This window comes from Mesorhizobium sp. M1365 (genome assembly GCF_040317865.1).
In the GTDB taxonomy this organism is placed as follows: domain Bacteria; phylum Pseudomonadota; class Alphaproteobacteria; order Rhizobiales; family Rhizobiaceae; genus Mesorhizobium.
Genome location: NZ_JAMYLG010000055.1, coordinates 1 through 22,141, shown reverse-complemented (window position 1 = coordinate 22,141; position 22,141 = coordinate 1). Strand labels below are relative to the sequence as shown.

At 62.8% G+C, this 22,141-nt stretch carries 27 protein-coding genes; 11 read left to right on the top strand and 16 right to left on the bottom strand.

Going from position 1 to position 22,141, the window contains the following annotated elements; all coding sequences use genetic code 11:
* Positions 1-140 precede the first annotated feature (140 nt).
* The 15 genes from NKH04_RS30405 to NKH04_RS30335 form a co-directional block, all read right to left on the bottom strand.
* On the bottom strand, positions 141-284 hold the full coding sequence (locus NKH04_RS30405; protein WP_156937354.1) for a hypothetical protein: 144 nt from the start codon (positions 282-284) through the stop codon (positions 141-143).
* Positions 285-387: 103 nt separating this feature from the next.
* On the bottom strand, positions 388-582 hold the full coding sequence (locus NKH04_RS30400) for a hypothetical protein (protein ID WP_352925725.1): 195 nt from the start codon (positions 580-582) through the stop codon (positions 388-390).
* A 126-nt stretch (positions 583-708) separates the two neighbouring features.
* Positions 709-1,245, bottom strand: coding sequence for a hypothetical protein (locus tag NKH04_RS30395; RefSeq protein ID WP_353045433.1), 537 nt, complete (start codon positions 1,243-1,245; stop codon positions 709-711).
* A gap of 51 nt (positions 1,246-1,296) precedes the next feature.
* On the bottom strand, positions 1,297-2,019 hold the full coding sequence (locus tag NKH04_RS30390) for a cytochrome c biogenesis CcdA family protein (RefSeq protein ID WP_352703994.1): 723 nt from the start codon (positions 2,017-2,019) through the stop codon (positions 1,297-1,299).
* 26 nt (positions 2,020-2,045) lie between these two features.
* Positions 2,046-2,843, bottom strand: a complete 798-nt coding sequence (locus tag NKH04_RS30385) for a DsbA family protein (protein ID WP_352920351.1) — start codon at positions 2,841-2,843, stop codon at positions 2,046-2,048.
* A gap of 62 nt (positions 2,844-2,905) precedes the next feature.
* Entirely contained in the window at positions 2,906-3,607 is a 702-nt protein-coding gene (locus NKH04_RS30380) for an SCO family protein (protein WP_352473261.1), read from the bottom strand.
* Between the two features lie 56 nt (positions 3,608-3,663).
* Positions 3,664-3,975: a hypothetical protein gene (locus NKH04_RS30375; RefSeq protein WP_352473262.1), complete on the bottom strand. Its 312-nt coding sequence runs from the start codon at positions 3,973-3,975 to the stop codon at positions 3,664-3,666.
* A gap of 13 nt (positions 3,976-3,988) precedes the next feature.
* Complete coding sequence (locus tag NKH04_RS30370) at positions 3,989-4,510, bottom strand: TlpA disulfide reductase family protein (RefSeq protein WP_352920366.1); 522 nt, start codon at positions 4,508-4,510, stop codon at positions 3,989-3,991.
* A 2-nt stretch (positions 4,511-4,512) separates the two neighbouring features.
* Entirely contained in the window at positions 4,513-5,034 is a 522-nt protein-coding gene (locus NKH04_RS30365) for a DsbE family thiol:disulfide interchange protein (protein WP_353045436.1), read from the bottom strand.
* Between the two features lie 73 nt (positions 5,035-5,107).
* Complete coding sequence (locus tag NKH04_RS30360) at positions 5,108-5,281, bottom strand: hypothetical protein (protein WP_352473265.1); 174 nt, start codon at positions 5,279-5,281, stop codon at positions 5,108-5,110.
* A gap of 11 nt (positions 5,282-5,292) precedes the next feature.
* Complete coding sequence (locus NKH04_RS30355; protein WP_352473266.1) at positions 5,293-5,733, bottom strand: DUF411 domain-containing protein; 441 nt, start codon at positions 5,731-5,733, stop codon at positions 5,293-5,295.
* 38 nt (positions 5,734-5,771) lie between these two features.
* Positions 5,772-6,212, bottom strand: coding sequence for a DUF411 domain-containing protein (locus NKH04_RS30350; protein WP_352920346.1), 441 nt, complete (start codon positions 6,210-6,212; stop codon positions 5,772-5,774).
* A 36-nt stretch (positions 6,213-6,248) separates the two neighbouring features.
* Positions 6,249-7,685 carry a multicopper oxidase family protein gene (locus tag NKH04_RS30345; protein WP_352969770.1) on the bottom strand — a complete coding sequence of 479 codons (1,437 nt, stop codon included), beginning with the start codon at positions 7,683-7,685 and terminating at the stop codon, positions 6,249-6,251.
* Between the two features lie 125 nt (positions 7,686-7,810).
* Entirely contained in the window at positions 7,811-8,194 is a 384-nt protein-coding gene (locus tag NKH04_RS30340; protein WP_352542785.1) for a hypothetical protein, read from the bottom strand.
* 99 nt (positions 8,195-8,293) lie between these two features.
* Positions 8,294-8,719 carry a MerR family transcriptional regulator gene (locus NKH04_RS30335; protein ID WP_352473273.1) on the bottom strand — a complete coding sequence of 142 codons (426 nt, stop codon included), beginning with the start codon at positions 8,717-8,719 and terminating at the stop codon, positions 8,294-8,296.
* 63 nt (positions 8,720-8,782) lie between these two features.
* Between NKH04_RS30335 and NKH04_RS30330 the strand changes: the two genes are divergently transcribed.
* Both NKH04_RS30330 and NKH04_RS30325 read left to right on the top strand, forming a co-directional pair.
* Positions 8,783-10,984: a heavy metal translocating P-type ATPase gene (locus tag NKH04_RS30330; protein WP_352920339.1), complete on the top strand. Its 2,202-nt coding sequence runs from the start codon at positions 8,783-8,785 to the stop codon at positions 10,982-10,984.
* 31 nt (positions 10,985-11,015) lie between these two features.
* Positions 11,016-11,612: a cation efflux transmembrane domain-containing protein gene (locus NKH04_RS30325; RefSeq protein ID WP_352920336.1), complete on the top strand. Its 597-nt coding sequence runs from the start codon at positions 11,016-11,018 to the stop codon at positions 11,610-11,612.
* Between the two features lie 285 nt (positions 11,613-11,897).
* Here the strand turns inward: NKH04_RS30325 and NKH04_RS30320 are convergent, their stop codons facing one another.
* Entirely contained in the window at positions 11,898-12,320 is a 423-nt protein-coding gene (locus NKH04_RS30320; protein ID WP_352817350.1) for a hypothetical protein, read from the bottom strand.
* A gap of 191 nt (positions 12,321-12,511) precedes the next feature.
* On the opposite strand from NKH04_RS30320, the gene NKH04_RS30315 reads away from it, so the two are divergent.
* From NKH04_RS30315 to NKH04_RS30275, 9 genes are all read left to right on the top strand, one after another.
* Positions 12,512-13,324, top strand: a complete 813-nt coding sequence (locus NKH04_RS30315; RefSeq protein WP_352920334.1) for a class I SAM-dependent methyltransferase — start codon at positions 12,512-12,514, stop codon at positions 13,322-13,324.
* A 569-nt stretch (positions 13,325-13,893) separates the two neighbouring features.
* Positions 13,894-15,429, top strand: coding sequence for a DUF2778 domain-containing protein (locus NKH04_RS30310; protein WP_352920331.1), 1,536 nt, complete (start codon positions 13,894-13,896; stop codon positions 15,427-15,429).
* Between the two features lie 186 nt (positions 15,430-15,615).
* Positions 15,616-16,401 carry a ThuA domain-containing protein gene (locus tag NKH04_RS30305; RefSeq protein WP_353045432.1) on the top strand — a complete coding sequence of 262 codons (786 nt, stop codon included), beginning with the start codon at positions 15,616-15,618 and terminating at the stop codon, positions 16,399-16,401.
* Positions 16,402-16,456: 55 nt separating this feature from the next.
* Positions 16,457-17,515 carry a Gfo/Idh/MocA family protein gene (locus NKH04_RS30300; RefSeq protein WP_352920328.1) on the top strand — a complete coding sequence of 353 codons (1,059 nt, stop codon included), beginning with the start codon at positions 16,457-16,459 and terminating at the stop codon, positions 17,513-17,515.
* Between the two features lie 24 nt (positions 17,516-17,539).
* Positions 17,540-17,941 carry a GFA family protein gene (locus tag NKH04_RS30295; protein ID WP_352473786.1) on the top strand — a complete coding sequence of 134 codons (402 nt, stop codon included), beginning with the start codon at positions 17,540-17,542 and terminating at the stop codon, positions 17,939-17,941.
* A gap of 193 nt (positions 17,942-18,134) precedes the next feature.
* Complete coding sequence (locus NKH04_RS30290) at positions 18,135-19,808, top strand: LuxR C-terminal-related transcriptional regulator (RefSeq protein ID WP_352969775.1); 1,674 nt, start codon at positions 18,135-18,137, stop codon at positions 19,806-19,808.
* Between the two features lie 208 nt (positions 19,809-20,016).
* Positions 20,017-20,697, top strand: coding sequence for a hypothetical protein (locus NKH04_RS30285; RefSeq protein WP_352501301.1), 681 nt, complete (start codon positions 20,017-20,019; stop codon positions 20,695-20,697).
* Between the two features lie 242 nt (positions 20,698-20,939).
* On the top strand, positions 20,940-21,110 hold the full coding sequence (locus tag NKH04_RS30280) for a hypothetical protein (RefSeq protein ID WP_352501300.1): 171 nt from the start codon (positions 20,940-20,942) through the stop codon (positions 21,108-21,110).
* Between the two features lie 327 nt (positions 21,111-21,437).
* Positions 21,438-21,965, top strand: a complete 528-nt coding sequence (locus NKH04_RS30275) for a c-type cytochrome (protein WP_502893757.1) — start codon at positions 21,438-21,440, stop codon at positions 21,963-21,965.
* Positions 21,966-22,141 lie beyond the last annotated feature (176 nt).

Sequence of the window (22,141 nt, the reverse complement as noted above, 5' to 3'; positions counted from 1 at the left end):
CCTGAGAGGGCCGAAGGCGACAGACGTTAAGAGCCGAAGGGCCGGACCAGTTCCGACGCCGACCCGATGACGCTGCTGCTTCCGGTGACGCCTACAACTTTCCGTCCTTTTTGCTCTTTTGACCCCGACTGCCTATGCCGTCAGGTTCGCAAATATTTGACCAGCGCCGCGATCGCGAGCACGAGGGTGACAAGCACCAGGACCCAAATGAGCGCCATGCCGCCCATCATCCACATTGAACCGTCCATCATCATTACAATCATCCCTCCGGCCGCCGCTGCCACCGGCGATTGCGAGGGGAACTAGTTCGCCATGTACGCCCGTCAAGGCGAACTCGATCAGCCCACGAAGGCGGTGGCTTGCCGGTCAATCAGGGCATGTTCAATGCTATCGACGAACGAGTTCATAGTAGGCTTCGGCCAAAACATGCTGGCCGTGCGGTAACTCGGGAACGGCAGGGCTTTGATCCAGTGCCTCCAGCGCTCGCAGCAAATGCTCCGCGACATCTGATCTGCCTTGCCGATATGCCTCTCTGAACAGGGCCAGTAGCTGCCTTTCGAAATTCATGGTTCGGTCCGCCATTGGACGATCTCCGGAAGTTGGCAATGAGCCTAACCGTTCCAGCCACCGGAAGGTCAAGCGCTCCTTTCAAGAAGCTAGAACAGGTTGAGAGCGCTTGTTGAACCGCATCCGAGGCGTCGCCCGGCTCTACTCTCCACCGCCGCAGCCGTCGGAGAGATCCCAGACGTCGACGACCTGCTTGCCGGTGAAACCGTGCTCGCGGATCAGGAACTTCGCCAGCCCGCCATACACTTTCCAGCGCCAGCATTGACAGCAGCATGGGCCTTTCTCGTTGGAATTGGCCCTCGCGTAGTCGTAGGCCTGCTGCTCATCGCCGGAGAGCTTCACATCGTAGTAAGGAATCAATTTTTGGGCGATGCCAGCCGGAATGTCGTATGGATCGACGGGTATCATGGCGATATCGCGATACTTGGTCAGCCCATTCAACTGCTCGATGTAGCGCTTCATTTCCATCGGGCTGCAACATGAGCCCTTGATCCGCGACGTGCTTGGCATGGTTGCGATCGACTCCGTGAATTTGGCCGAACACGTGCTGTTGCCATTTTCGCTGAGGTCTTTGAAGCGACCCGCCATACCGGGGTCCTCCGCAGCGATTGCCAAATCCGGTTCGTTGACAAAGCCGGCAACCATCGCGGCGCCGAAAACACCGCCGAAAACAACCATTCGTCTGTTTGGGGACATTGTCCGGACCATGACTAATTCCTTTCCCGGTCTTCAGCCGATGCGCGTGAATATTGGAAACTGTTCGAGCAGCCAGAACGAGAATGTCGACATCCGTCCGGTGACCATGGCGAGCCCCATGACGACCATGATACCCCCGGCGGCGAACTGCAACATCGAGCCGGTCCGGCGCATCGCCTTCAGCCGCCGCGCCAGACTGTCGGTGAACAGAGCGGCAAGCAAGAAGGGAAGGCCGAGGCCGAGCGAATAGACGGCGAGCAGCGTCACGCCTTCGGCGACGGTGGCCGACGCGGCGCCGACGGTCAGGATGGCGCCGAGGATCGGGCCTATGCACGGGGTCCAGCCGAAGGCGAAGGCGAGGCCGAGAACATAGGCCGACGTCGCCTTGCCACCGGGCATATCGGCATGAAATCTCGCTTCGCGCATCATCCAGGATGGGCGAAGCAGACCGGTGAGGAACAGGCCGAACAGGATGACGATCGCACCGCCGGCAAGGTTGAGCTCGATGCGGTGGCGGAGCAGCAATCGGCCGAGCGCCGTGGCGCTGGCGCCTAGCACGATGAAGACGGTCGAGAACCCGAGCACGAAACAGAGGCTCAAAGCGGCCGCCGACAGGCGCGCCGACCCGCCCATCGGCGTCCTGCCGGCGACATACGACACATAGCCCGGCACCAGCGGCAGCACGCAAGGAGAGAGAAACGAGACGATGCCGGCCACGAAGGCGGTCAGCACGCCGATGTTGGAGAGTTCGGGCATCGGTCAATTGTTCCCGCTTGCCGGCGTCACTTCTTCAGGGCCCTTGCCTGCCCGATCAATTTCTTCATCGAAGCAAGATCGGTCGCGCCTTGAAAAATCTGGTCGCCGACGACGAAAGTCGGCGTTCCGGCGATTTTCAGCGCCTGAGCCAGTTTCGCATTTTGGTCAATTGCCGCTTGGATGCCCGGATGCTGCATATCGGTCTTCAAGCGAGGGACGTCGAGGCCGACCTCGGCCGCGATCCTGAGAACGATCGTCTCGTTCACCCGGCTCTTGGCGTCATACAGGGCCTTGTGGAACTCCGCATATTTGCCCTGCATCTGAGCCGCGAGCGCTGCCTTGGCCGCAAATACGGAATCAGGGCCGAGGATGGGGAATTCCTTGTAGACGATGCGCAACTGCGGGTCGTTGGCCGCGGCTTGCGCCATGATCGGCGCCACTTGGCGGCAATAAGGGCAATTATAGTCGAAGAATTCGGCCATGGTGACGTTGCCTTGCGCATTGCCGCCGACGGGGCTTTGCTTGTCGCGGAAAATGTCGTCCGCGCGCGACACCAGAACCGCCTTTACCTGGGCCGCCTCGGCCTCGCGCTGGCGCTGATCCAGGCTTTGCAGCGCCTGCACCAGGACTTCGGGATGGGCGAGGATATAGTCGTGGATGCGCTGGTCGATTTGGTCCTGGGACATTCCGCCAGCCGCCATCGCCGATCGCCCGGCGCCCTGAAGGCCCGGATTTAGCAGGAACCATCCGGTCACGGCGGCAAGCAGCAGGGCGCGGACAAGCCAGCTCCCATATCGGTTTGCCTGTTTTACGCTGATCGTCATATGCATCTCTCCTTGTTCTCCGTCGAGGCGCCCGGTCGGCATGCCGCCGGCGAAATTGCGCGTCAAAAGAAGTTCTTCAATTTTGCCAGCCAGCCTTCGTCCGGCTCCCCACCCGTTTCCTGTTCATGGTGCGGACGCTCGACGCCGTTGGTGAGCGCGTTGACGAAGGTGACAAGATTGACCGGCGCGAAATCCAGGCCGTGAAAATTGGCGCGCCACCGGCCTTCCTTGTCGATGACATGAGTGACGATGCCGTGCGCCTGAATGCCGTCATCTGTCTTGCTGAATCTGTGGCCGAAGGCTTCCGCCAGCTTGCGGGTCGCGTCCTCCGGCTGATCGGGTGTCGTGGTCAGGAACAACCAATTGACCGGATCGAGCCCGTGCGCCGGCCCGTAGCTGCGCAGCACGTCCGGCGTGTCCCGCGTCGGGTCAGTGGTGATAGTCACGAAGGTGACCTGGTCCTTCATCGGCGTGGCGTTCACCATCGCCTGGATCTCGGCGATCTTCTCGGCGTGGAGCGGGCATACGTCCGTGCACGACGTGTAGACGAAGTGGAGGACGACGACCTTGCCATGCAACTCGGTCGGCCGCACGATACGCCCCTCAGCGGTGCGCAGGGTGAAATCGGGTATCGGCTTATCAATCGGCTGGAAATACTTCTCGTCGCCCTTGAGCATGGCGTCGACTTCATCGAGCGAATGCGCCTGCGCGCCGTGAAAAAGGCCGAGGATCAGCGCCGCCAGTGCGATCAGGCCGCACAGCAAGCGCGTGCCCAAAGTCGGCGAGAGCGCTTGCCGCTCGTTTTGGGTCTGGATAGGCATCAACCGCTGCCTTTCGTGGTGCCTTCCCCATCCGCTTTTGGGGCAGCGTTTTCCGTTTGGCAGGTGCGGCCTGTCATCCGGTTCATGCACAGGCCGAGCGCGCACATGGCCACGCAAGGCAGGACGCTGAGCAGCAGTGGCGCAATGCCCGCGGCGACCAGCCATGTCCAGTTGAAGGCGAGGCCGGCGACGGCAATGACCGTGCCGGCAGCGATTAGTCCGCGCCGGTCACCGAGATAGTGGCGGATGGCGTGAAGAATGCTGCGGCCAAGCGAAGCCTGCGAGGTTTCGGGCGATTCTGTTGTGGTCATGTCTTTTCCTTTCTCAGTTGGCCCCGAAATGGCTGCGGATGAACGCCATCATTTCGGGTGAATCCCATTCGGCTGGGCCGATCAGCCGGCCGATTTCCTTGCCCTCGCGGTCGATCAGCAATGTCATGGGAAGGCCGAGGGCGCCGAGCGTGAACATCGCCTTGCCCGTTGTGTCGATGTTGAGGGCGAGATGCTCGACGCCGATCTCGGCGAAGAACTTTTTCACGATGTCCGGACCGCCGCGATCCATCGACAGCGCGATGACCTCGAAGTCCGGTCCGCCGAGCTTGGCTTGCAACCGGTCGAGCGTCGGCATTTCCTTGCGGCAGGGAGCGCACCATGTCGCCCAGATGTTGAGCAGCAGGACCTTGCCGTGGAAATCCGCAAGCGTTTTCGGTTGACCGTCGGCGTCCTCAAAGCTGATTTCCGGCACGGGGACGGGAGCCTCATGAATGGCGAAGTCCTGCGGCGGCTCGACGGCCGATGCGGGCTGCGCCATCGTGAGCAAGGCGCCGAAGAGCGCGAGAGTGAGCATCTTCACGGTTGCCGCTCCTTCGCCTCGGCCCTCAGGCGCTCGACGAGCGGCATGATCGTTTTCTCAAGAGCCTCTTCCGTCACCGCGCCAATGTGCTTGTAGACAATGCGGCCGTCGGCGCTCACGACAAAAGTTTCCGGTATGCCGTAGACGCCCCAATCGATGGAGACGCGGCCGTTCAGATCCGCGCCGGTACGCGTATAAGGATCGCCCATCGTGTCGAGCCATTGTGCGGCATCATCGGGCCTGTCCTTGTAGTTGAGCCCATGCAGCGGCACCGTCTTGCTCGCCGCCAGTTGTATGAACACAGGATGTTCCTCGCGGCAGGCCAAGCACCAGGATGCGAAGACGTTGACCAGCGAAACGTCGCCCCGCAGGTCACCGCTCGACAAACCAAACGTGCGACCCTGGACCGGCGGCAGGCTGAATTGGGGCACCGGCTTGCCGATCAGCACCGATGGAATGTCGGATGCATTGCGCGTGAGCCCCCAGGCGAGCAACACGGCCAGCCCGACGAAAATCATCACGGGCAGGACGACCAGTAATCGTCGAAGCAAGGCGCGCCGAATGGCTGCCGGTCCCGCATCGGATTGAACGTCACCGCTGGTCATGATGCACCCGGCCGATTGTGGTCCGACGACCCGTCAGCACGTATCTTGCGAGTGCCGCGACGGCGAGCACCAGAACCAGCAGCACGAGGAAACCGGCAACGGACAGGAAGGTCATCGCAAGCCAGGTTCTGGCCGGACAATCGGAAATGTCGGTCAACATCGCGGTGCCTTTCACTCCGTCGCGTAGACGGTCGGCGCCTTGCCGTCCTTGGTGAAAGCATAGATCGTCCAGGTCCCGTCTTTCTCGCCGCCCATGCCGGGCGCGCCCGTCGGCATGCCGGCCAGCGTGATGCCTGTGATTGCTGGCCTTTCGGTCAAAAGCTTCTTGACGATCTCGACCGGCACTAGGCCGTCGACGACATAGCCGTCGACCATCAGCGTATGGCAGCCTTGCAGGTCGGCCGGCACGCCGGCATCGCCGCTAATCTGCGAGAGGTTGTTGACCGGCTTGATCTCGACCTTGAAGCCATTGTGCTCCAAATAGTTAGCATAGGATTCACAGCAGCTGCATTGCGGGTTCTTGTACATCACCGCTTCGATCGTCGCGGCGACGGCCGGAAGGGGCATGGCGATCGCGACGGCGAAGGCCGCAAGCGAGTAGGTCAGTTTCATGGCAGTCTCCTCGAGTTCCAGAAATTCATCGCCGGCCGTCACTGCGTCGCGTAGACGGTCGGCGCCTTGCCGTCCTTGGTGAAGGCGTAGACCTTCCAGGTCTCGGTCTTCTCGCCGCCCATTCCCGGCGAGCCCATCGGCATGCCGGCCATGGCGATGCCGGTGATTTGGGGCTGTTCCGTCAGCATCTTCTTGACCAAGTCGACCGGCACGAAGCCGTCGACCACGTAGTCGCCGATCACCACCGAATGGCAGCCTTGCAATTGCGCGGGAACGCCGAGCCCAGCGCTTATCTGGCTGAGGTCGTTGGTCGGCTTGAGCTCGACCTTGAAGCCGTTCTGTTCGAGATAGGCGGCGTAGGTCTCGCAGCAGCTGCAGCTCGGGTTCTTGTACATCACCGCCTGGATCGTTGCGGCGAATGCAGGCATCGGCATTGCGATTGCGACCGCGAGAGCGGCGATTGAGTAGGGCAGTTTCATTTGCAGTTCTCCTTGGGTGATTGGGTGGCGAAAAAATCAGGTCACGCGGAAGACGGTCATCAGACCCGCCATCTGGTGGTCGGCGACATGGCAGTGCAGCATCCAGTCGCCCGGATTGTCGGCGACGAAGGCGCATTCGATCACATCCTTGGGGGCGAGCAGCACCGTGTCCTGCCATTGGCGGTGCGGCACCGGCGAACCGTTGCGCGAGATGACCGACAGGCTGAAGCCGTGGACATGCATCGGGTGCCACCAGGCGGTTTCGTTGCGCATGGTGAGATGGCAGGTCACACCGCGTTTCAGCGTGAACTGCGGCGCCATGCCGGCATGGCCGTCGCCGGTCATCGACATGCCGTTGATCGCCCAGGCCGCACCGCCGTTCATGCCCATCATCCCCATGCCCATCATGCCGCCGACGCCCTTGAGCTTGCCGCCGCCCATCATGCCGCCCTGCAGCACGATCTCCTGGCGCTCGGCGCCAGCGAGGTCGGGCTGGGGCAAGGGATTGCGCGGCAGGCCGACAGGCGTGTCGAGCGGATGGGTTCTCAGCGGCGGCGCTGCGTCATAGGCCAGCGTGGTCAGCGTATAGGCGAGGCCGTCGTAGAAATCGTCGATCACCGCGTGGCGGCTGCCGGGGTGGCCCTGCATGTCGAGCACGATATCGATGCGCATGGCGGGCGCCAGCACCAGGCGACCGCCCTCCGGTTCATGCGGATCGCAGGGCTGGCCGTCGATGGCGACGACGACCGGACGGTGGCCTTCGAAGCGCAGCGCCATCATGCGGGCAAGCGAGGCATTGGCGAGCCGCAGCCTGACGCGCTCGCCGGCCTTCACGCTCCGATCGCCTGGCCCCGTGCCGTTGACGGTGACGACATTGCCGACGCGGCCCGACATCGACGCATCCATGGCACTGCCGAAGCCGCCGGCGATCTGCCCATCGGCCGCAAGCCGCCAGTCCTGCAGCAGCCACAGAATGTCACGGTCGACGGCGACCGGCTCGACCTCCTCGACGACCAGCGCGCCGGCAAGGCCACGGCCGAGCTGGACCAGGCTGTCGGCGTGCGGGTGATACCAGAAGGTGCCGGCATCGGGCGGGGTGAATTCATAGATGAAACTTTGCCCCGGCCCGATCGGCTTTTGGGTCAGGCCCGGCACGCCGTCCATTGCGTTTGCCAAGCGAATGCCGTGCCAGTGGACGGTCGTATCCTCGTCGAGACCGTTCTCGACAGTGATGCGGACCGGCTGGCCTTGCCGCAGGCGCAGCGTCGGGCCGGGAATTGTGCCGTCATAGGCCCATACCGTGGTTTGCGGGCCACCTGCGTCGATTAACCGGGCATGGGCCGGCGCGACCTTGATACGGCGCTCATCAACTGCGGCTGCCCGCGCCGGGCGCATCGACGTCGAGACGGCGACGCCCGCCGCCGCAAGCAGGAACCCGCGGCGCGACAGGAAAAGACTGGAATTGCTATTCACCCTTACGTTCCTTGCGATCTCGATCGACGGCGAGCGTCGACTGATTGCTTGTCCGCGCCCGTCGCGCATCAACGCGAGCGGGCGACCGGACGCCGGACATCAGCCGTGGGACGGCTGAAACGGCGTCAGACGAGAGCGCTGGGTCTGGGAGGGTATGGGTCGGGCAGGGAACTTCGTCCGTGCAGGAACGGCACCGGCAGCGGCGATATTTGCGACGGCAGCGGGGTTGCCGTCATCTCGAGCTTCTGCGGCAGCAACGCAAGCGCCGGGGCAATGCAGGTCGGCGGGCAGTATATCCCCTTGCCGTCATCGCCGGCACCCTTGAGGCATCCCTTGCAGTCACCCTTCATGGCGGCATCGGCCATCTTGTCCATGCCGGGCCCCGCGGGCATGCTCATGCCATCGCCGGCAGCCATGCCGGCCGTCATCGTTGCCGACATGATGCTGGCCTGTGCACCGGACAGGCTGAGCCCCACGGTCAGGAAGACCGCGAGCAGCGTGACAAGCATATGTTTTGGCGACAGCCGAGCCAACATCTGCTCAGGCTGACCGCAAAGTACGGTTTTTGCAAGTGCCAATGCTGTGACATAGCGACCAAGGGGAGCCAATCAGTGCCGGGCATGCTCGCATTTATCGTGATCCGCCAGCACCTCGATGACACGGCATTCGCAGACTTTTCCGTGCCGGCAGCCTTCGACCATATGCTCCAGCTCGGCTTTCAACGCTGTAAGGCTGCGTATCCGCTGAACCACGTCGGCCAGACGCGCCTGGGCAATGGCGTCGGCAGTCGCACAAGGCTGGCTGGGATTATCCTGCAGCGTCAGCAGCGCCCTGATGGCTTCGATCCCGAACCCCAACTCGCGCGCGTGCCTGATGAAGGCGAGCCGGCGCAAGTCTGCCGCTTCATACTGCCGGCGATTGGCTTCGCTGCGGGCAGCGGCAGGAAGCAACTCGATCTGCTCATAGTAGCGAATGGTTGGAACCTTCACGCCGCTGTGTCGGGCCGCTTCACCGATGGTCATACCTGTTGACATTTCGCTTGCTCCTCTAGTCGCTAGAGGATGTAGCGTCGCGGTCGAAGATACAAGAGGTTCACCATGGCTGCGACCAAACAACAGACCCGCTACCGCGTGGAGGGCATCGATTGCGCCGGTTGCGCCAGCAAAATCGATACGGCCGTGCGGCGGATGCCTGGTGTTCAGGACATCAACGTATCCGTTTCGGCGGGCACTCTGACGGTCACTCATACTCCCGAAAGCAATCTCGGCGCGATCGAGAGGAAGGTCACCGGCCTCGGCTACGCCGTCGCTCCGCTGACCTCCAAGTCTGGGACGCCGGTGTCTGATCAATCCGCCGACAACCATGCCGACGGAAGACGCAATCACGACGAGACCGTAGCGGGGTTACATGATAACGATGATGCGCCGGCGTCGGTGCTATGGTGGGACAGCGCCAAGGGCCGCCTGGCCATCGCCAGCGGAGTCGCCTTGGCCGTGGCTTTCGCGATTGATTACGCCTGGCCCGCGACCGGCCCGTGGGCCTTCATCGCCGCAATGCTGCTCGGCCTGGCGCCGATCGCGCGCCGAGCGGCCATGGCCGCAGCCGCAGGCATTCCGTTCACAATCGGAATGCTGATGACTGTGGCGGCGGCCGGGGCCGTCATCATCGGTGCCGGCGAGGAAGCGGCGACGGTGGTCTTCTTGTTCCTGATCGGCGAGTTGCTCGAAGGGGTTGCGGCCGGCAAGGCACGGTCCAGTATTCAAGCGCTCACGGTCCTCGTTCCCAAAACCGCGTTCGTCGAGAAAGGCGGCCAGACCCGCGAGGTGCCGGCAGAAAGCCTGGCTGTGGGCGCCATCATCCTCGTGCGGCCGGGCGACCGGATTCCGGCTGACGGCGAGATCACCCAAGGCGGGAGCGCCATCGATGAATCACCCGTCTCCGGTGAAAGCGTGCCGGTGCGCAAGGACGTCGGCGACACGGTCTTTGCCGGCACTATCAACGGCGACGGCGTGCTGCGCGTCAAGGTGACGGCGACCGCCGCAGACAACACGATTGCACGCGTGATCAAGCTGGTCGAGGAGGCGCAGGAAAACAAGGCGCCGACCGAGCGCTTCATCGATCGCTTTTCGCGCTGGTACATGCCCGGCGTTGTCGCCGTCGCGGCGCTTGTGGCCGCCACACCGCCGCTGCTCTTGGGCGGCGATTGGAACGAATGGATATACAAGGGGCTGGCGCTGCTGCTCATCGGCTGCCCGTGCGCGCTGGTCATTTCAGTTCCGGCGGCGATCGCGGCGTCGCTTTCGGCCGGAGCCCGGCGCGGCCTGCTGATGAAAGGTGGGGCGGTGCTGGAAGGGCTCGCGACCATCAACGCCGTGGCGCTCGACAAGACCGGCACGCTGACGCTCGGCAAGCCACAGGTCACCGATGTCGTTGCGGTGGGTGCCAGTGAACGCGACATCCTTTCGCTCGCGGCAGCGCTTGAGATCGGCTCGAGCCATCCCCTCGCTTTGGCCATCCTCCAAAGGGCCAAAGCCGGCAACATTCCCGTGCCGCCTGCCGCCGAAGCCAAAGCGATCGGCGGTAAAGGGGTTATCGGTCGTGTCGGCGGCAAGAACCTGTTTCTGGGCTCGCCAGTCGCGGCGGGCGAGATAAACCTGCTGCCAGCAGACCAGGCGGCACGCATCGTGGCATTGAACGATGAAGGCAAGTCAGTGGCGGTGCTGCTTGTAGACAACGCGCTGGCCGGCTTCATTGCCATGCGCGACGAACCCCGGCCGGATGCTTTCGCCGGTCTAAAGGCGCTGACCAATGCAGGCATCAGGACAGTCATGCTAACCGGCGACAATAAGCGCACGGCGGCTGCCATCGGCAAACAGCTCGGCATCGAGGTGCGCGCCGAACTGCTCCCTGAGGACAAGCAGCGCATCCTCGGCGAGTTGAAGGGGCAGGGGCTTAGGGTAGCCAAGGTCGGCGACGGCATCAACGATGCGCCGGCACTTGCCGCGGCCGATGTCGGCATTGCCATGGGCGGCGGCACCGATGTGGCTCTTGAAACGGCTGACGCAGCGGTGCTGCATGGACGCGTCGGCGACGTTGCGGCCATGATCAGGCTGTCCCAAGCAACCATGGCCAACATCAAGCAGAACGTCACCATTGCGTTGGGCCTGAAGGCAGTGTTCCTGGTGACGACGATCGCCGGCATCACCGGCCTCTGGCCCGCCATTCTCGCGGACACCGGGGCGACGGTGTTGGTGACGGCCAATGCCATGCGGCTGTTGCGTTGGAAGAGCAGCTGGTAAGAGCGACAACGGCATCGTGTTAGGACAGACCATGCAGCAAGCCATTGCGTCGGACGGCCTTCGCCGGGTGGTGCTTGTCGTCGCACTGCTGAACCTGGGTTATTTCGGCATTGAATTCGCTGTCGCGCTGGCGATCGGCTCGGTGTCGCTGTTCGCCGACAGCGTCGATTTTCTGGAAGATGCCTCGGTCAATCTCCTCATACTGCTCGCCATGGGATGGTCGCTGCGTGCCCGCTCGCGGGTCGGCATGGCGCTGGCGCTTATCCTGCTGGTGCCGGGCCTGGCGACGCTGTGGACCGCGTGGGAAAAGTTGAACATGCCGGTGCCGCCGCAGCCAACGGCGCTGACGCTGGCGGGATTGGGCGCTCTGGCGGTCAATCTGTCATGCGCCTACATGCTGGCGCGCTACCGCCATCACAGCGGCAGTCTTACCAGGGCGGCATTCCTCTCGGCCCGCAACGATGCGGTCGCCAATATTGCGATCATACTGGCCGGATTGGTGACGGCCTTCCTGTGGCGCTCGGCGTGGCCGGATCTGATCGTCGGCCTGGGAATCGCGGCACTGAATGCAGATGCGGCGCGCGAGGTCTGGGAGGCAGCTCGGGAAGAGCACCGGGCCGTTTCGTGAACTCCAAAACGCTCAGCGCGCTGCCGCATTGCCAATCCGCCAATGCAGCAGTCAGCCAGAAACTTGCGCGATCTCTAATATAATATCACCCTTTCAAAGCGGTCGGAGGGAGAACCGCTCATAAGTAAAAATCGGGAGGAAAAACCACGAACAGCATGAGCCTCACCACACTTGGACGAAGTCGACCGGGTCGAAGCGGTGAAGCGATGAACCGCTCAAGGCCACGCACGTCATCAAAAGGCCCGCGTCTCCGAAGAGGACGCGGGCCGGTTTCGTCGGTATGCGCTAGGCAGGTATCAAGACGGCGATGCGGTGGATGCCGACCACCTTGCTGGTGTTGGCTGCCGCGTCGGTCTTGCCCTTGGAGCAGGTATATACGTCACCTTCCTTGAGCTTGAATTCCTTGTCCGCCTTCTTGATCGTGAATTCACCGGCAGCAATGGTGCAGACCATGTCGTTGTCCATCACCATTTGAGGGGCGGCTGCTCCGGGCTGAAAGACTATATCGACAATTGAGATGCTCTTGTAGGCGGGGATATCGGAATTGCCCGTGCCGACCTCGACCAATCTGACGCCGGGTGCAATCTCCTTGCCTTCCTTCGGGCCGTATTTCTTCACCTTTGCCGCCGCCGCCAGCGTGAACAAAGGCGTTACCGCTGCCGCCGTCACGCCGAGAGCAATCGCGGACCTGCGATTCATGGTTTTCATCGCGTCCTCCCATTTAATGTTTGGCCACGCACCAATGCGCATGACTACAATACATTAGCACACATGCAGATAATTGCAGCACGGCGTTTCGGAGCTTACGGAAGCGAACCGCCTCCCGGTCGAATGCGACCGAACAGCAAACAATTCCATGCTATGCTGGCGAGCCATCAAACGGGCGACGGGGGATAGCAATGTTGGAAACGGACAAGGTATTCGCTGGCTCAATTCCGGAAAACTACGACCGCTATATGGTGCCGTTGATTTTCGAGCCGTTCGCCGCAGATCTTGCGCGACGAGCAGCGTCATTGTCGCCAAGCGCCGTTTTGGAAACCGCCGCGGGCACCGGGGTTGTCACCCGCGCATTGGCGCCAAAACTGTCGCCTGGTGCAAGCTATGTCGTAACCGACCTCAACCAGCCGATGCTCGACTACGCCGCTTCGCGGCAAGCTCCCGACGATCGCATCAATTGGCGTCAGGCTGATGCTCTGGCGCTACCGTTCGAAAATGCGGCCTTCGATCTCGTTTGTTGTCAGTTCGGTGCGATGTTCTTTCCCAACCGCTCATCTGCCTATCGCGAAGCCCGGCGAGTCCTGAAGCCCGGAGGACATTTTCTATTCAGCGTATGGGATCGCATCGAAGAGAATGTATTTGCGGACGATGTGACGAATGCCCTGGCGAGGATTTTTCCGAACGATCCGCCGCGCTTTCTGGCACGCACGCCGCATGGCTACCACGATACGGCACTGATCCGTAGCGAGCTGGAGGACGCAGGTTTTTCCGGTGTGGTGATCGAGACGAGGGCCAAACAAAGCCGTGCCTCCTCGCCGCGCGTTCCGGCCGTTGCTTATTGCCAGGGCACTCTCCTTCGCAATGAAATCGAGACCAGAGAGGCGGGAAAACTGGACGCTGCAACCGACTACGCCGCAGCCGCGATTGCTGACAGGCATGGCAGCGGCGAGGTTGCTGCCAAAATCCAGGCTCACATAGTGGTGGCTGTGGCCTAGGTGTTGGATATCCCGCTCCGGCACTTCGCGACATTCAGCTGCTGTGCGGCAAACATCTTGCCGCTATCCCGAATTCTCAGAGGTTAACGTTCATTCGCCCGAGTGGCAGGTCGACAAGTGCCAGGTCGATAATCGCCGGTTTGACCGATCGCCGGGGCTTGATGGCGGCGGCTGCCGGCCGCGCGATTCCGGTCGGCCCGGCTTCACTTTGGCAGCCATGGCCGACTCCGCCCAGCAAGGTCTAGTCATTTCGCTTTCTTGACTCGGCCGACAAAAACGGGCAGCAAAGTCATCATTGGAGGGCAGTTTTGCCACCTATGCAGGTTTTGGAGGGCGTTTTTCGGTGTGACCGTCGCCCAATCGGCGGTCGGTAGAGGGATTGGTTAACCAACTTTGTCCATCTTTTGAATCAATCGGCAACAGACGCAAAGCGTGCTGGGGGCACCAGGCGAACTGTGAATGTCACGGCTGCGAAATCCGCTAGCCGGCATCGGCCGATTGAGAGTGGTTGAATGGCGTTTGTAAGTGCGAAAACCCGGGGTGACAGTCCTGCAACTGGATTGACTTCGATGAGGCCCGGCCTGCGCTGGGTCGCGGTTCCGGCCGTCGGCGCAGCCATTGCTTTATGGTCGGTAGCGACCTTGGCCGGCCTTTATTCAGTGGGAACCTCGCTCAGCGCCGCTTCCAACGGTCTCCCGCAAAGCCTGCTCGCGCCGCGCACCATCGCGCTCGCCGATCCTCGCCGCAGCCTTCCAAAGGCGCAGGCCCCGACATGGGCCGCAGCAAACGCGGCGCTGTCGGCCAAGCTGCTGCAGCACGGATGCGATGCCAACTGCCTGCGGTCGGCGTCGAACTTCGTCCACCAGGGAAAATCGGCCCGCCTCAAGCGCAACACCGTGCCGCTTGTCGCTGATGCGTCGCGGCAATCGAGCTTCGACGACGTGGTCGCCAAGGCCGCGCTGTCGCCGCAAAAGCTTGCCGCCGCCTTTGCCCGTGCCTCAGCCGGCTCTCTCGTCATGCTCGCCAGCCTGCCGGCCGACGCCCGGTTCGCCGAGCCGGTACGCATACCCGACCCGAACGGCCCGGCGTCAGTGCGCTTCGGGCCCGCGGTGGCGGAGATCGAACGCTCGTCGCGCCTTGCGCTGGCGCTGGCGAATACATTGCCGGAGCAGATGATCGACGTGCTCCCGGCAGCCGTCGCGGCAAGCGAGCCCGCGGCTTCGCAAGAGCCGCAAGAACCTGAGGTCCAACTGGCCTCGCTGCCGCCGCAAGACGACATGCCCGACAGCATTCCGCTGCCGACGCTGCGTCCGCGGGCGGACATCGATAAGCTGGCCGAGGCGCCGCGGGCTCAAGCGTCAAGAGATCAGGCGCCAAAAGACCAGGCGCGAAAAGATCAGGCGCAAAAGGATCAGGCATCGAAAACGGAGCCGCCCAAGGCGCAGGCCTCCAGGACCGCCAAGGCGAGCAAGGTGCAGACGGCCGACGGTCCGCCGGTCGAGACGCAACCCGGCAGCCTGTCGCCTCGCAATTCGTCACAAGCGGCAGTGCCGGGTGTGTCGGGCAAGCCGGGCAAACGTTCGAAGACGCAGGGCGGCGACATGCTGGCCTATGCCAAGCCCGACATGCCTTCCGGCGGACTCGGCGGAGCCTTCAGGAACCTGTTCACCACGCCCAACATGGGTACCGGCGTCGCCGTCTACGACATCTCGGCCAAGACCGTCTATATGCCCGACGGCTCGCGGCTGGAGGCACATTCGGGACTGGGCGCGATGGTCGACCAGCCACGCTACGTCCACAAGAAGAATGTCGGCCCGACGCCGCCGGATACCTACAATCTGACGATGCGCGAATCGCGCTTCCACGGTGTCGAGGCGATCCGTCTGACGCCGGCCAGCGGCAGCAACAAATATGGCCGTGACGGCCTGCTCGCCCACACCTACATGCTGCGCGGCGGCCGCGCCGAATCGAATGGCTGCGTCGTCTTCAAGGACTATGCCCGCTTCCTCGCCGCCTACAAGAAGGGCAAGATCAAGCGCCTCGTCGTGGTGCCGCGCCTGTCGAAGCCGCTGACACGCGTCGCCCAAGAGGGGCGAGGGGCTTAGGTCGCTCGCGGCAGCCCTTCATGGCTTCGTCATCCCAGGGTCTTCGCGACGCCGCTTCGCGCCTGCTCCGCCCTGGGATGACGAAGCTGGGGAGGTTTGGCCAATCTCGAAGGTTTTCAATCCCGTCCAGGGACAGTATGAGTGGCCGGTGGGGCGGCTCCGGCTTCAAACAATCACGAGGACATCATGACAACACGCGCTGTCGTCTGGGGCGAGAATATTCATGAGCGGACCAACGAAGTGGTCGCGGGCATCTATCCTGAGGGCATGCATGCGACGATCGCCAATGCACTGAAGCTCGACCCGGAAATATCAGTGTCCTGGGCAACGCTGGAGCAGCCGGAGCATGGGCTGCCGGCCGACCGTCTGGCCGAGACCGACGTCTTGCTGTGGTGGGGACACAAGGACCATGGCGCCGTCGCCGACGAAGTGGTCGAGCGCGTGGCGCGCCGCGTCTGGGAAGGCATGGGGCTGATCGTTCTCCATTCCGGCCATTTCTCGAAGGTATTCAAGAAGCTGATGGGCACTCCCTGCACGCTGAAATGGCGCGAGGCGGGCGAGCGCGAACGGCTCTGGGTGACCAGCCCCAACCACCCGATCGCTGCCGGGATCGGCGAGTATTTCGAGCTCGAGAACGAGGAGATGTATGGCGAGCAGTTCGCCGTGCCGGAGCCGCTCGAGACCGTGTTCATCTCCTGGTTCCAGGGCGGCGAAGTGTTCCGGTCGGGGCTGACCTATCGCCGCGGCGCCGGTAACATCTTCTATTTCAGGCCCGGCCACGAGACCTATCCGACCTATCACGACGCCAACGTCCACAAGGTGCTGCGCAATGCGGTGAGATGGGCGCACAACCCCCAAGGCTCCAATCCAGCCATCCTCGATGCGCCGAACGTGCCGGTGGAAAAGGCGCTCGAGCCGATCGTCGAGCGCGGCGGAAAGCTTCATTCCGCCGGCGAAGCCGGCTTCCGCTAGACGACAAATCCATGATCGAACAAGAAGATAAAGCCCTGTCCTAAGGATAAGAATCATGCGTCTGTTGATACTCGGCACCGGCTGGATGGCGGAGGAGCATGCCAGGCAGTTCGGCAAGATCGAGGGCGTCGAACTGATCGGCGCCGTCGATCTCGACCGCACGCGTGTCGACAAGTTTTCGGACATCTACGGTATCCCCAACCGCTTCGCGTCGCTGGACGAGGCGCTGGCATGGGGCAAGTTCGACGCGGTGGCGAACGTGACGCCCGATCGCATCCACCATCCGACCACCATGATGCTGATCGCGGCGGGCAAGCCGGTGCTGTGCGAAAAGCCGCTCGCCGAAAATTACCAGAGGGCCAGTGAAATGGCCGATGCGGCCGAGCGGGCCGGCATCATCAACATGGTCAACCTGACCTATCGCAACGTCGCGCCGCTGCAGAGAGCGCGCGCCATGGTGCTGGCCGGCGAGATCGGCACGGTCAGGCATGTCGAGGCGTCCTATCTGCAGAGCTGGCTGATATCCAAGTTCTGGGGCGACTGGCGCACCGATCCGAAATGGCTGTGGCGGCTGTCGCGCGGCCACGGCTCCAATGGCGTGCTGGGCGACGTCGGCATCCACATCCTCGATTTCGCCAGCTATGGCGCGGCGCTCGACATCGACCATGTGTTCTGCCGCCTGCGGTCCTTCGACAAGGCGCCTGGCAACCGGATCGGGGAGTACGAGCTCGACGCCAATGACAGTTTCACCATGGCGCTCGATTTCAGCAATGGCGCTTTCGGCGTCGTCCATGCCAGCCGCTGGGCGACGGGCCATCTCAACGAGCTCCGACTGCGCATCTACGGCGACAAGGGTGGCATCGAAGTCGTGCACAATCTGACCGGCTCGGAGCTGAAAGCCTGCATCGGCGAGGATGTCGAGAACGCCAAATGGCAAGTTCTGGACGCCGGAACGGTGCAGACCAACTACCAGCGCTTCGTCGATGCGGTGCGCAGCGGCGTCCAGGCCGAACCGTCGTTCCGGCATGCTGCCGAATTGCAGAAGGTCCTCGATCTCGCCGTCGTCTCGGATGAGAAGCGGGCCGAATTGAGCACCCACGCGGATGCGCAGTGAGGTCATTTCAGGAGTCTAGTAGCCATGGTCACGCGTCGCGCCGAATGTTCCTGCGGTCAGCTATCGGCCATTTGTTCGGGCGAGCCGGTGCGCGTCTCCGTCTGCCATTGCCTGGCCTGCAAGCGGCGCACCGGCAGTGCATTCAGCTTCAATGCGCGGTTTGCCGAGAATGACGTATCGATCGAGGGGCGGGCAGCGGAATTCTCGCGCACCGGCGAGGAGGGTGGCCGCGTCATCTACAGCTTCTGCCCGGATTGCGGCACCACCGTCCACTACCGGATCGACACCCAGCCCGGTCTGACCGCCATCCCGGTGGGTGCCTTCGCGGACCCTGCGTTCCCATCGCCCTTCTTGTCCTTCTATCATGAGAGCCGGCGCTGCCAGTGGGTCGAGATCCGCACTGAGCCTCTGGCGACGTTCTGCTGAAGACGCCGGCCACGGCCGGCTGACGTTTCAGGATCAAACCCAATCATTCTGAACGACCGAGTTCGACCCGTTTCAGTCGTCCGGGACGTTCCCCATTCAGAGCGCTTTAAGTGCATTCCGGTCATTCGCGTTCGAGCATGTTATACTGCACCTTGGCTCCAAAGCAGCCATTGATGGCTAGGAACCAATGCGGATGGGCAGGTCAGACCGACAGCAATTCAACAGCGGCTCCTTGCAGGAGGCGGACCAGCTCGTGCTCGGTCGTGAGGCTTACGAGGAAAGGGCGTGGGACGACGCCTATCGGTTCTTCTCGCGTGCCGGCGAAGCGGCTCCGCTCGCAGTGGACGATCTCGAACGGCTGGCGATGTCGGCCTATTTGACCGGGCGCGACGAGGAGTACCTGCGGGCCCTGGAGCGAACCCATCATGCATATCTGGACGCGGGCGAGTGCCATCGGGCCGCCCGCTGCGCCTTCTGGCTTGGCCTGCGCCTTGTCTTTCGTGGGGAGATGGCTCAGGCGGCCGGCTGGTTTGGACGGGCGCATCGGCTGCTCGAACGCGAGCCACATGATTGTGCCGAACAGGGTTACCTGATGCTGCCCCATGTCGAACAGCAGCTTGCTTCGGGCAACCTTGAAGCGGCCTACGCTGCGGCGAGCGGCGCAGTCGAGATTGGCGAGCGCTTTGCGGACGTGGATCTGGTGGCCTGTGCACGGCACTTGCAGGGCCGTGTTCTGTTGCGCCAGCGGCGAACCGCGGAAGGTTTCGCGCTCCTGGACGAGGCGATGGTTTCGGTCACGGCCGGCGAATTGTCGCCGCTGCTTACCGGCTTGATCTACTGCAGCGTGATCGAAGCGTGTCAGCAAGTCCATGCTCTGGGCCGCGCACGCGAATGGACCTCCGCCCTGGGGCGATGGTGCGCCGAACAGCCCCAGCTGGTCAGTTTCAGCGGCACCTGCCTGATGCATCGCGCCGAGATCAAGCGGCTCAGCGGCGCATGGCAGGACGCGATCGACGAAGCGCAGCAGGCCGTGGAGCGTTTGACGCAGTCGAACAATCGGAGAGATACGGCTGGAGCATGGTACCAGCTGGCGGAAGTATACCGCCTTCGCGGAGACTTTGACGTGGCCGAGCAGGCATATCGGAGTGCAAGCCAACATGGCTTCGAACCGCAGCCGGGCCTTGCCCTGTTGCGGTTGGCCGAAAGGCACATCGATGCGGCTGCGGCCGCAATCCGGCGCGTCATGGGCGCGACGACCGACCAACTGAAACGCATTCGGCTGCTGCCTGCTCACGTCGAGATCATGCTGGCGGCTGATGACATCGAGGAAGCACGGCGTGCCTGCCACGAACTGGCGGACGTTGGAGAAAGCTACGGAACCGAACCGCTGCGCGCCCTTGCCGCTCACGCGCGGGGAGCGGTGGAACTGGCAGAAGGCGAAGCGCAGGCTGCATTGACTTGGCTGCGCCAGGCACTCGAGGGGTGGCAGCAAGTCGAAGCGCCATACGAAGCAGCGCGCGTAGGCGTCATGATAGGCCAGGCTTGCCGCGCCCTCGGTGACAACGATGGTGCGGAACTGGAGTTGCAGGCAGCCCGGACAGTGTTTCGGCAGCTCGGTGCGATGCCGGACCTTTCTCGTGTCGATATCCTGCTTGGCATGCGATCAGACGGAGCCCGCGGCCTCTCTGCCCGTGAACTGCAAGTTCTCCGCCTGGTCGCTGCCGGCAAAACCAACAAGCAAATCGCCAACGAACTGGATTTGAGCGGGAAGACAGTGGACAGGCACGTCAGCAATATTTTCAACAAGCTTGACGTCCCCACGCGCGCTGCCGCCACCGCCTGGGCCTACGAGCACCGCCTGGTTTGAGCAGGTCTGGCATGGGTCGAATCACCCATGCCGTTATCGGCGCCCATTGGGTGGTTCGCCCGAAGCGCCGCCCTCCCTTCCGCGCTAGCTTGCACTCGAAATCGATCGGCCATGGATGCGCGGCGCCACGGCGCAGCTCGCCCACAGATCGCGAGACGGACGCAGTGATCGCGCTGCGAACATCCGGCCACAATGAAGGGAAGTAGCGATGTCGCATGCCGATACCGGAATGCGGGTCGCGGGCGCCTGGCTTGCGATCGCTTCTGTACTCTTGGGTTTCGTCCTGATCGGTCACGGGCCGATTAATCCCGACCTCGCCCAGCAAATGCAGGCCATCGCCAGTGGCGTCACCCTGTGGGTGGTCGTGCATTGGGCCGCCGCGGCAGCACTTTCGCTGTTCGTCGTCGCGAGCCTGATCGTGCTGACCGCCGGCTCTCGACTGACCGAACGCTGGTGGACCCTATCCGCCTGGGCGGTGGTGGCCGTCGGCGCGCTCTGGACGATGACAACCGCCGTGGCCGAGGCCACCACCGTCGCCGATGCCGTCGCCGCCAACGACATGGCGCGATTCGCGGTCTGGTGGGCCTTCGCCGAGGGCAAGGCCAACGGCTTCATGTTCCTCTGCCTGGCGGTTGCCGTGATCGCCGGCAATGAGACGCTGAGCCGGCAACAGGTAACGCCGACCTGGGCGTCACTGGTCGGAGTCGTGGCCGGGCTTGGTGCCTTCGTCGGATGGCCGCTGGGCATGTGGTTCGGCATCGGGCTGGGCAGCCTCGTCTGGGTTGCGTCGTCTTTTGTAATGGCCCTGTGGACGTTGTGGTTCGGGTTGGGGCTCGCGCGAGCCGAGAACAGCGTGTCGAAAGCTCGCAGCGCGAGCTTCAGCGCGTGAGCACCCCAAGAGGCCAGCGGCACGTGCAATACGTTACCGTCCTATCAACATCAGGGAGGCCATGATGACTCACGTTGACGGTTACACCGCCACCCCGGCAGCAATTGAAGATAGCGCCGATGTCAAAGCTGAAGGCGTGCGGCAAATGTCGGCTATTGTTTAGGGTTACGGATGCCGGCCAACAGGTGTTGGCTTGGCGCGAGGGCCGGCGTCCGAAAGCCTCCAGGGAAAGAACCCGCGGGATGGAGGGCGTGGTTCCGGCGCTATGGGGATTTGACGGTTCCGCGTGGTTCGCGGTGGGTGCACTGATGCGGCTGACAGGTGGGACTGCTCAGGTTGACAGGCGCGCGCGGCCGGCCGAGGCGGCGCATGATGCGGTGTGGCGGCTGAAGAATCCGGTCGCCTGCGGCTGACGTTTCAGGATCAAACCCAATCACTCTGAACGACCGAGTTCGACCCGGTCCGACCGTCAAGGCATTTCAGGCGACGAAGTCGATCCATCAACGTGCGTGGCTCGATCGCGCCAAAAGAAGGCGTGTGCGTCGGCTGAGCAAGCTCCGTCACAGCTGCGCTCAACGGGGCGCGACAAGTGCCGACCATCCAATTGATCGCTGATGGTTACTACGTGCTGGCCATGCTAGAATTCAGCGTCCTCGACGTGGTTAAAATCGGGGAATTGCGACCGGTTGACGGCGCGGGAGGTCGACGGACAAACACGAACAGATCACAGGGAGGAAGCAATGTTTCGGACACCAGTTCATCTTGCATTCTTGACAGCGTCGATTGTTGCCCTGCCATCTTACGCGGCCATGGCCGATGACACACAGATCGCGCGCGGCGAATATCTGGTTACGATTGCCGGCTGCAGCGACTGTCACACATCCGGTTACTTCTTCGGGAAGCCCGACATGTCGCGCTTCCTTGGCGGTTCAGATGTGGGCTTCGAGATTCCTGGTCTTGGTGTCTTTGTCGCCCGTAATATCACGCCTGACAGGGAGACCGGTATCGGAAGCTGGACCCCGGAGCAGATCGTCACCGCGATCCAGACCGGCGAACGGCCGGACGGCCGCATCCTGGCGCCGATCATGCCTTGGCGCGATTTTGCGCATCTCACCGCGGATGACGCCATGGCGATCGCGGCATTCCTCCAAAGTGTGAAGCCGGTCAGCCACCAGGTTCCCGGCCCGTTCAAACCCGGGGAAGCGGTGTCGACGTTCATGATGCGGATTATGCCGCCGGGGGAAGCCGCAGCCGCTGCAACGAAGTAGGGCGGCTTTGATCGGAACGAGATTTTTAGTCGAATAATGGGTGAATGTCCGCCTTGGAGATGATGAGGCCGATATCCGAACGGCAGAAATGGGTCGATAGTGTTGAAAAAGTCCGGGTTGCAGCAGTCCTGAAGCACTGATTCAATCTTCGTCGTAAGAGGAGATTGAGTCGATGA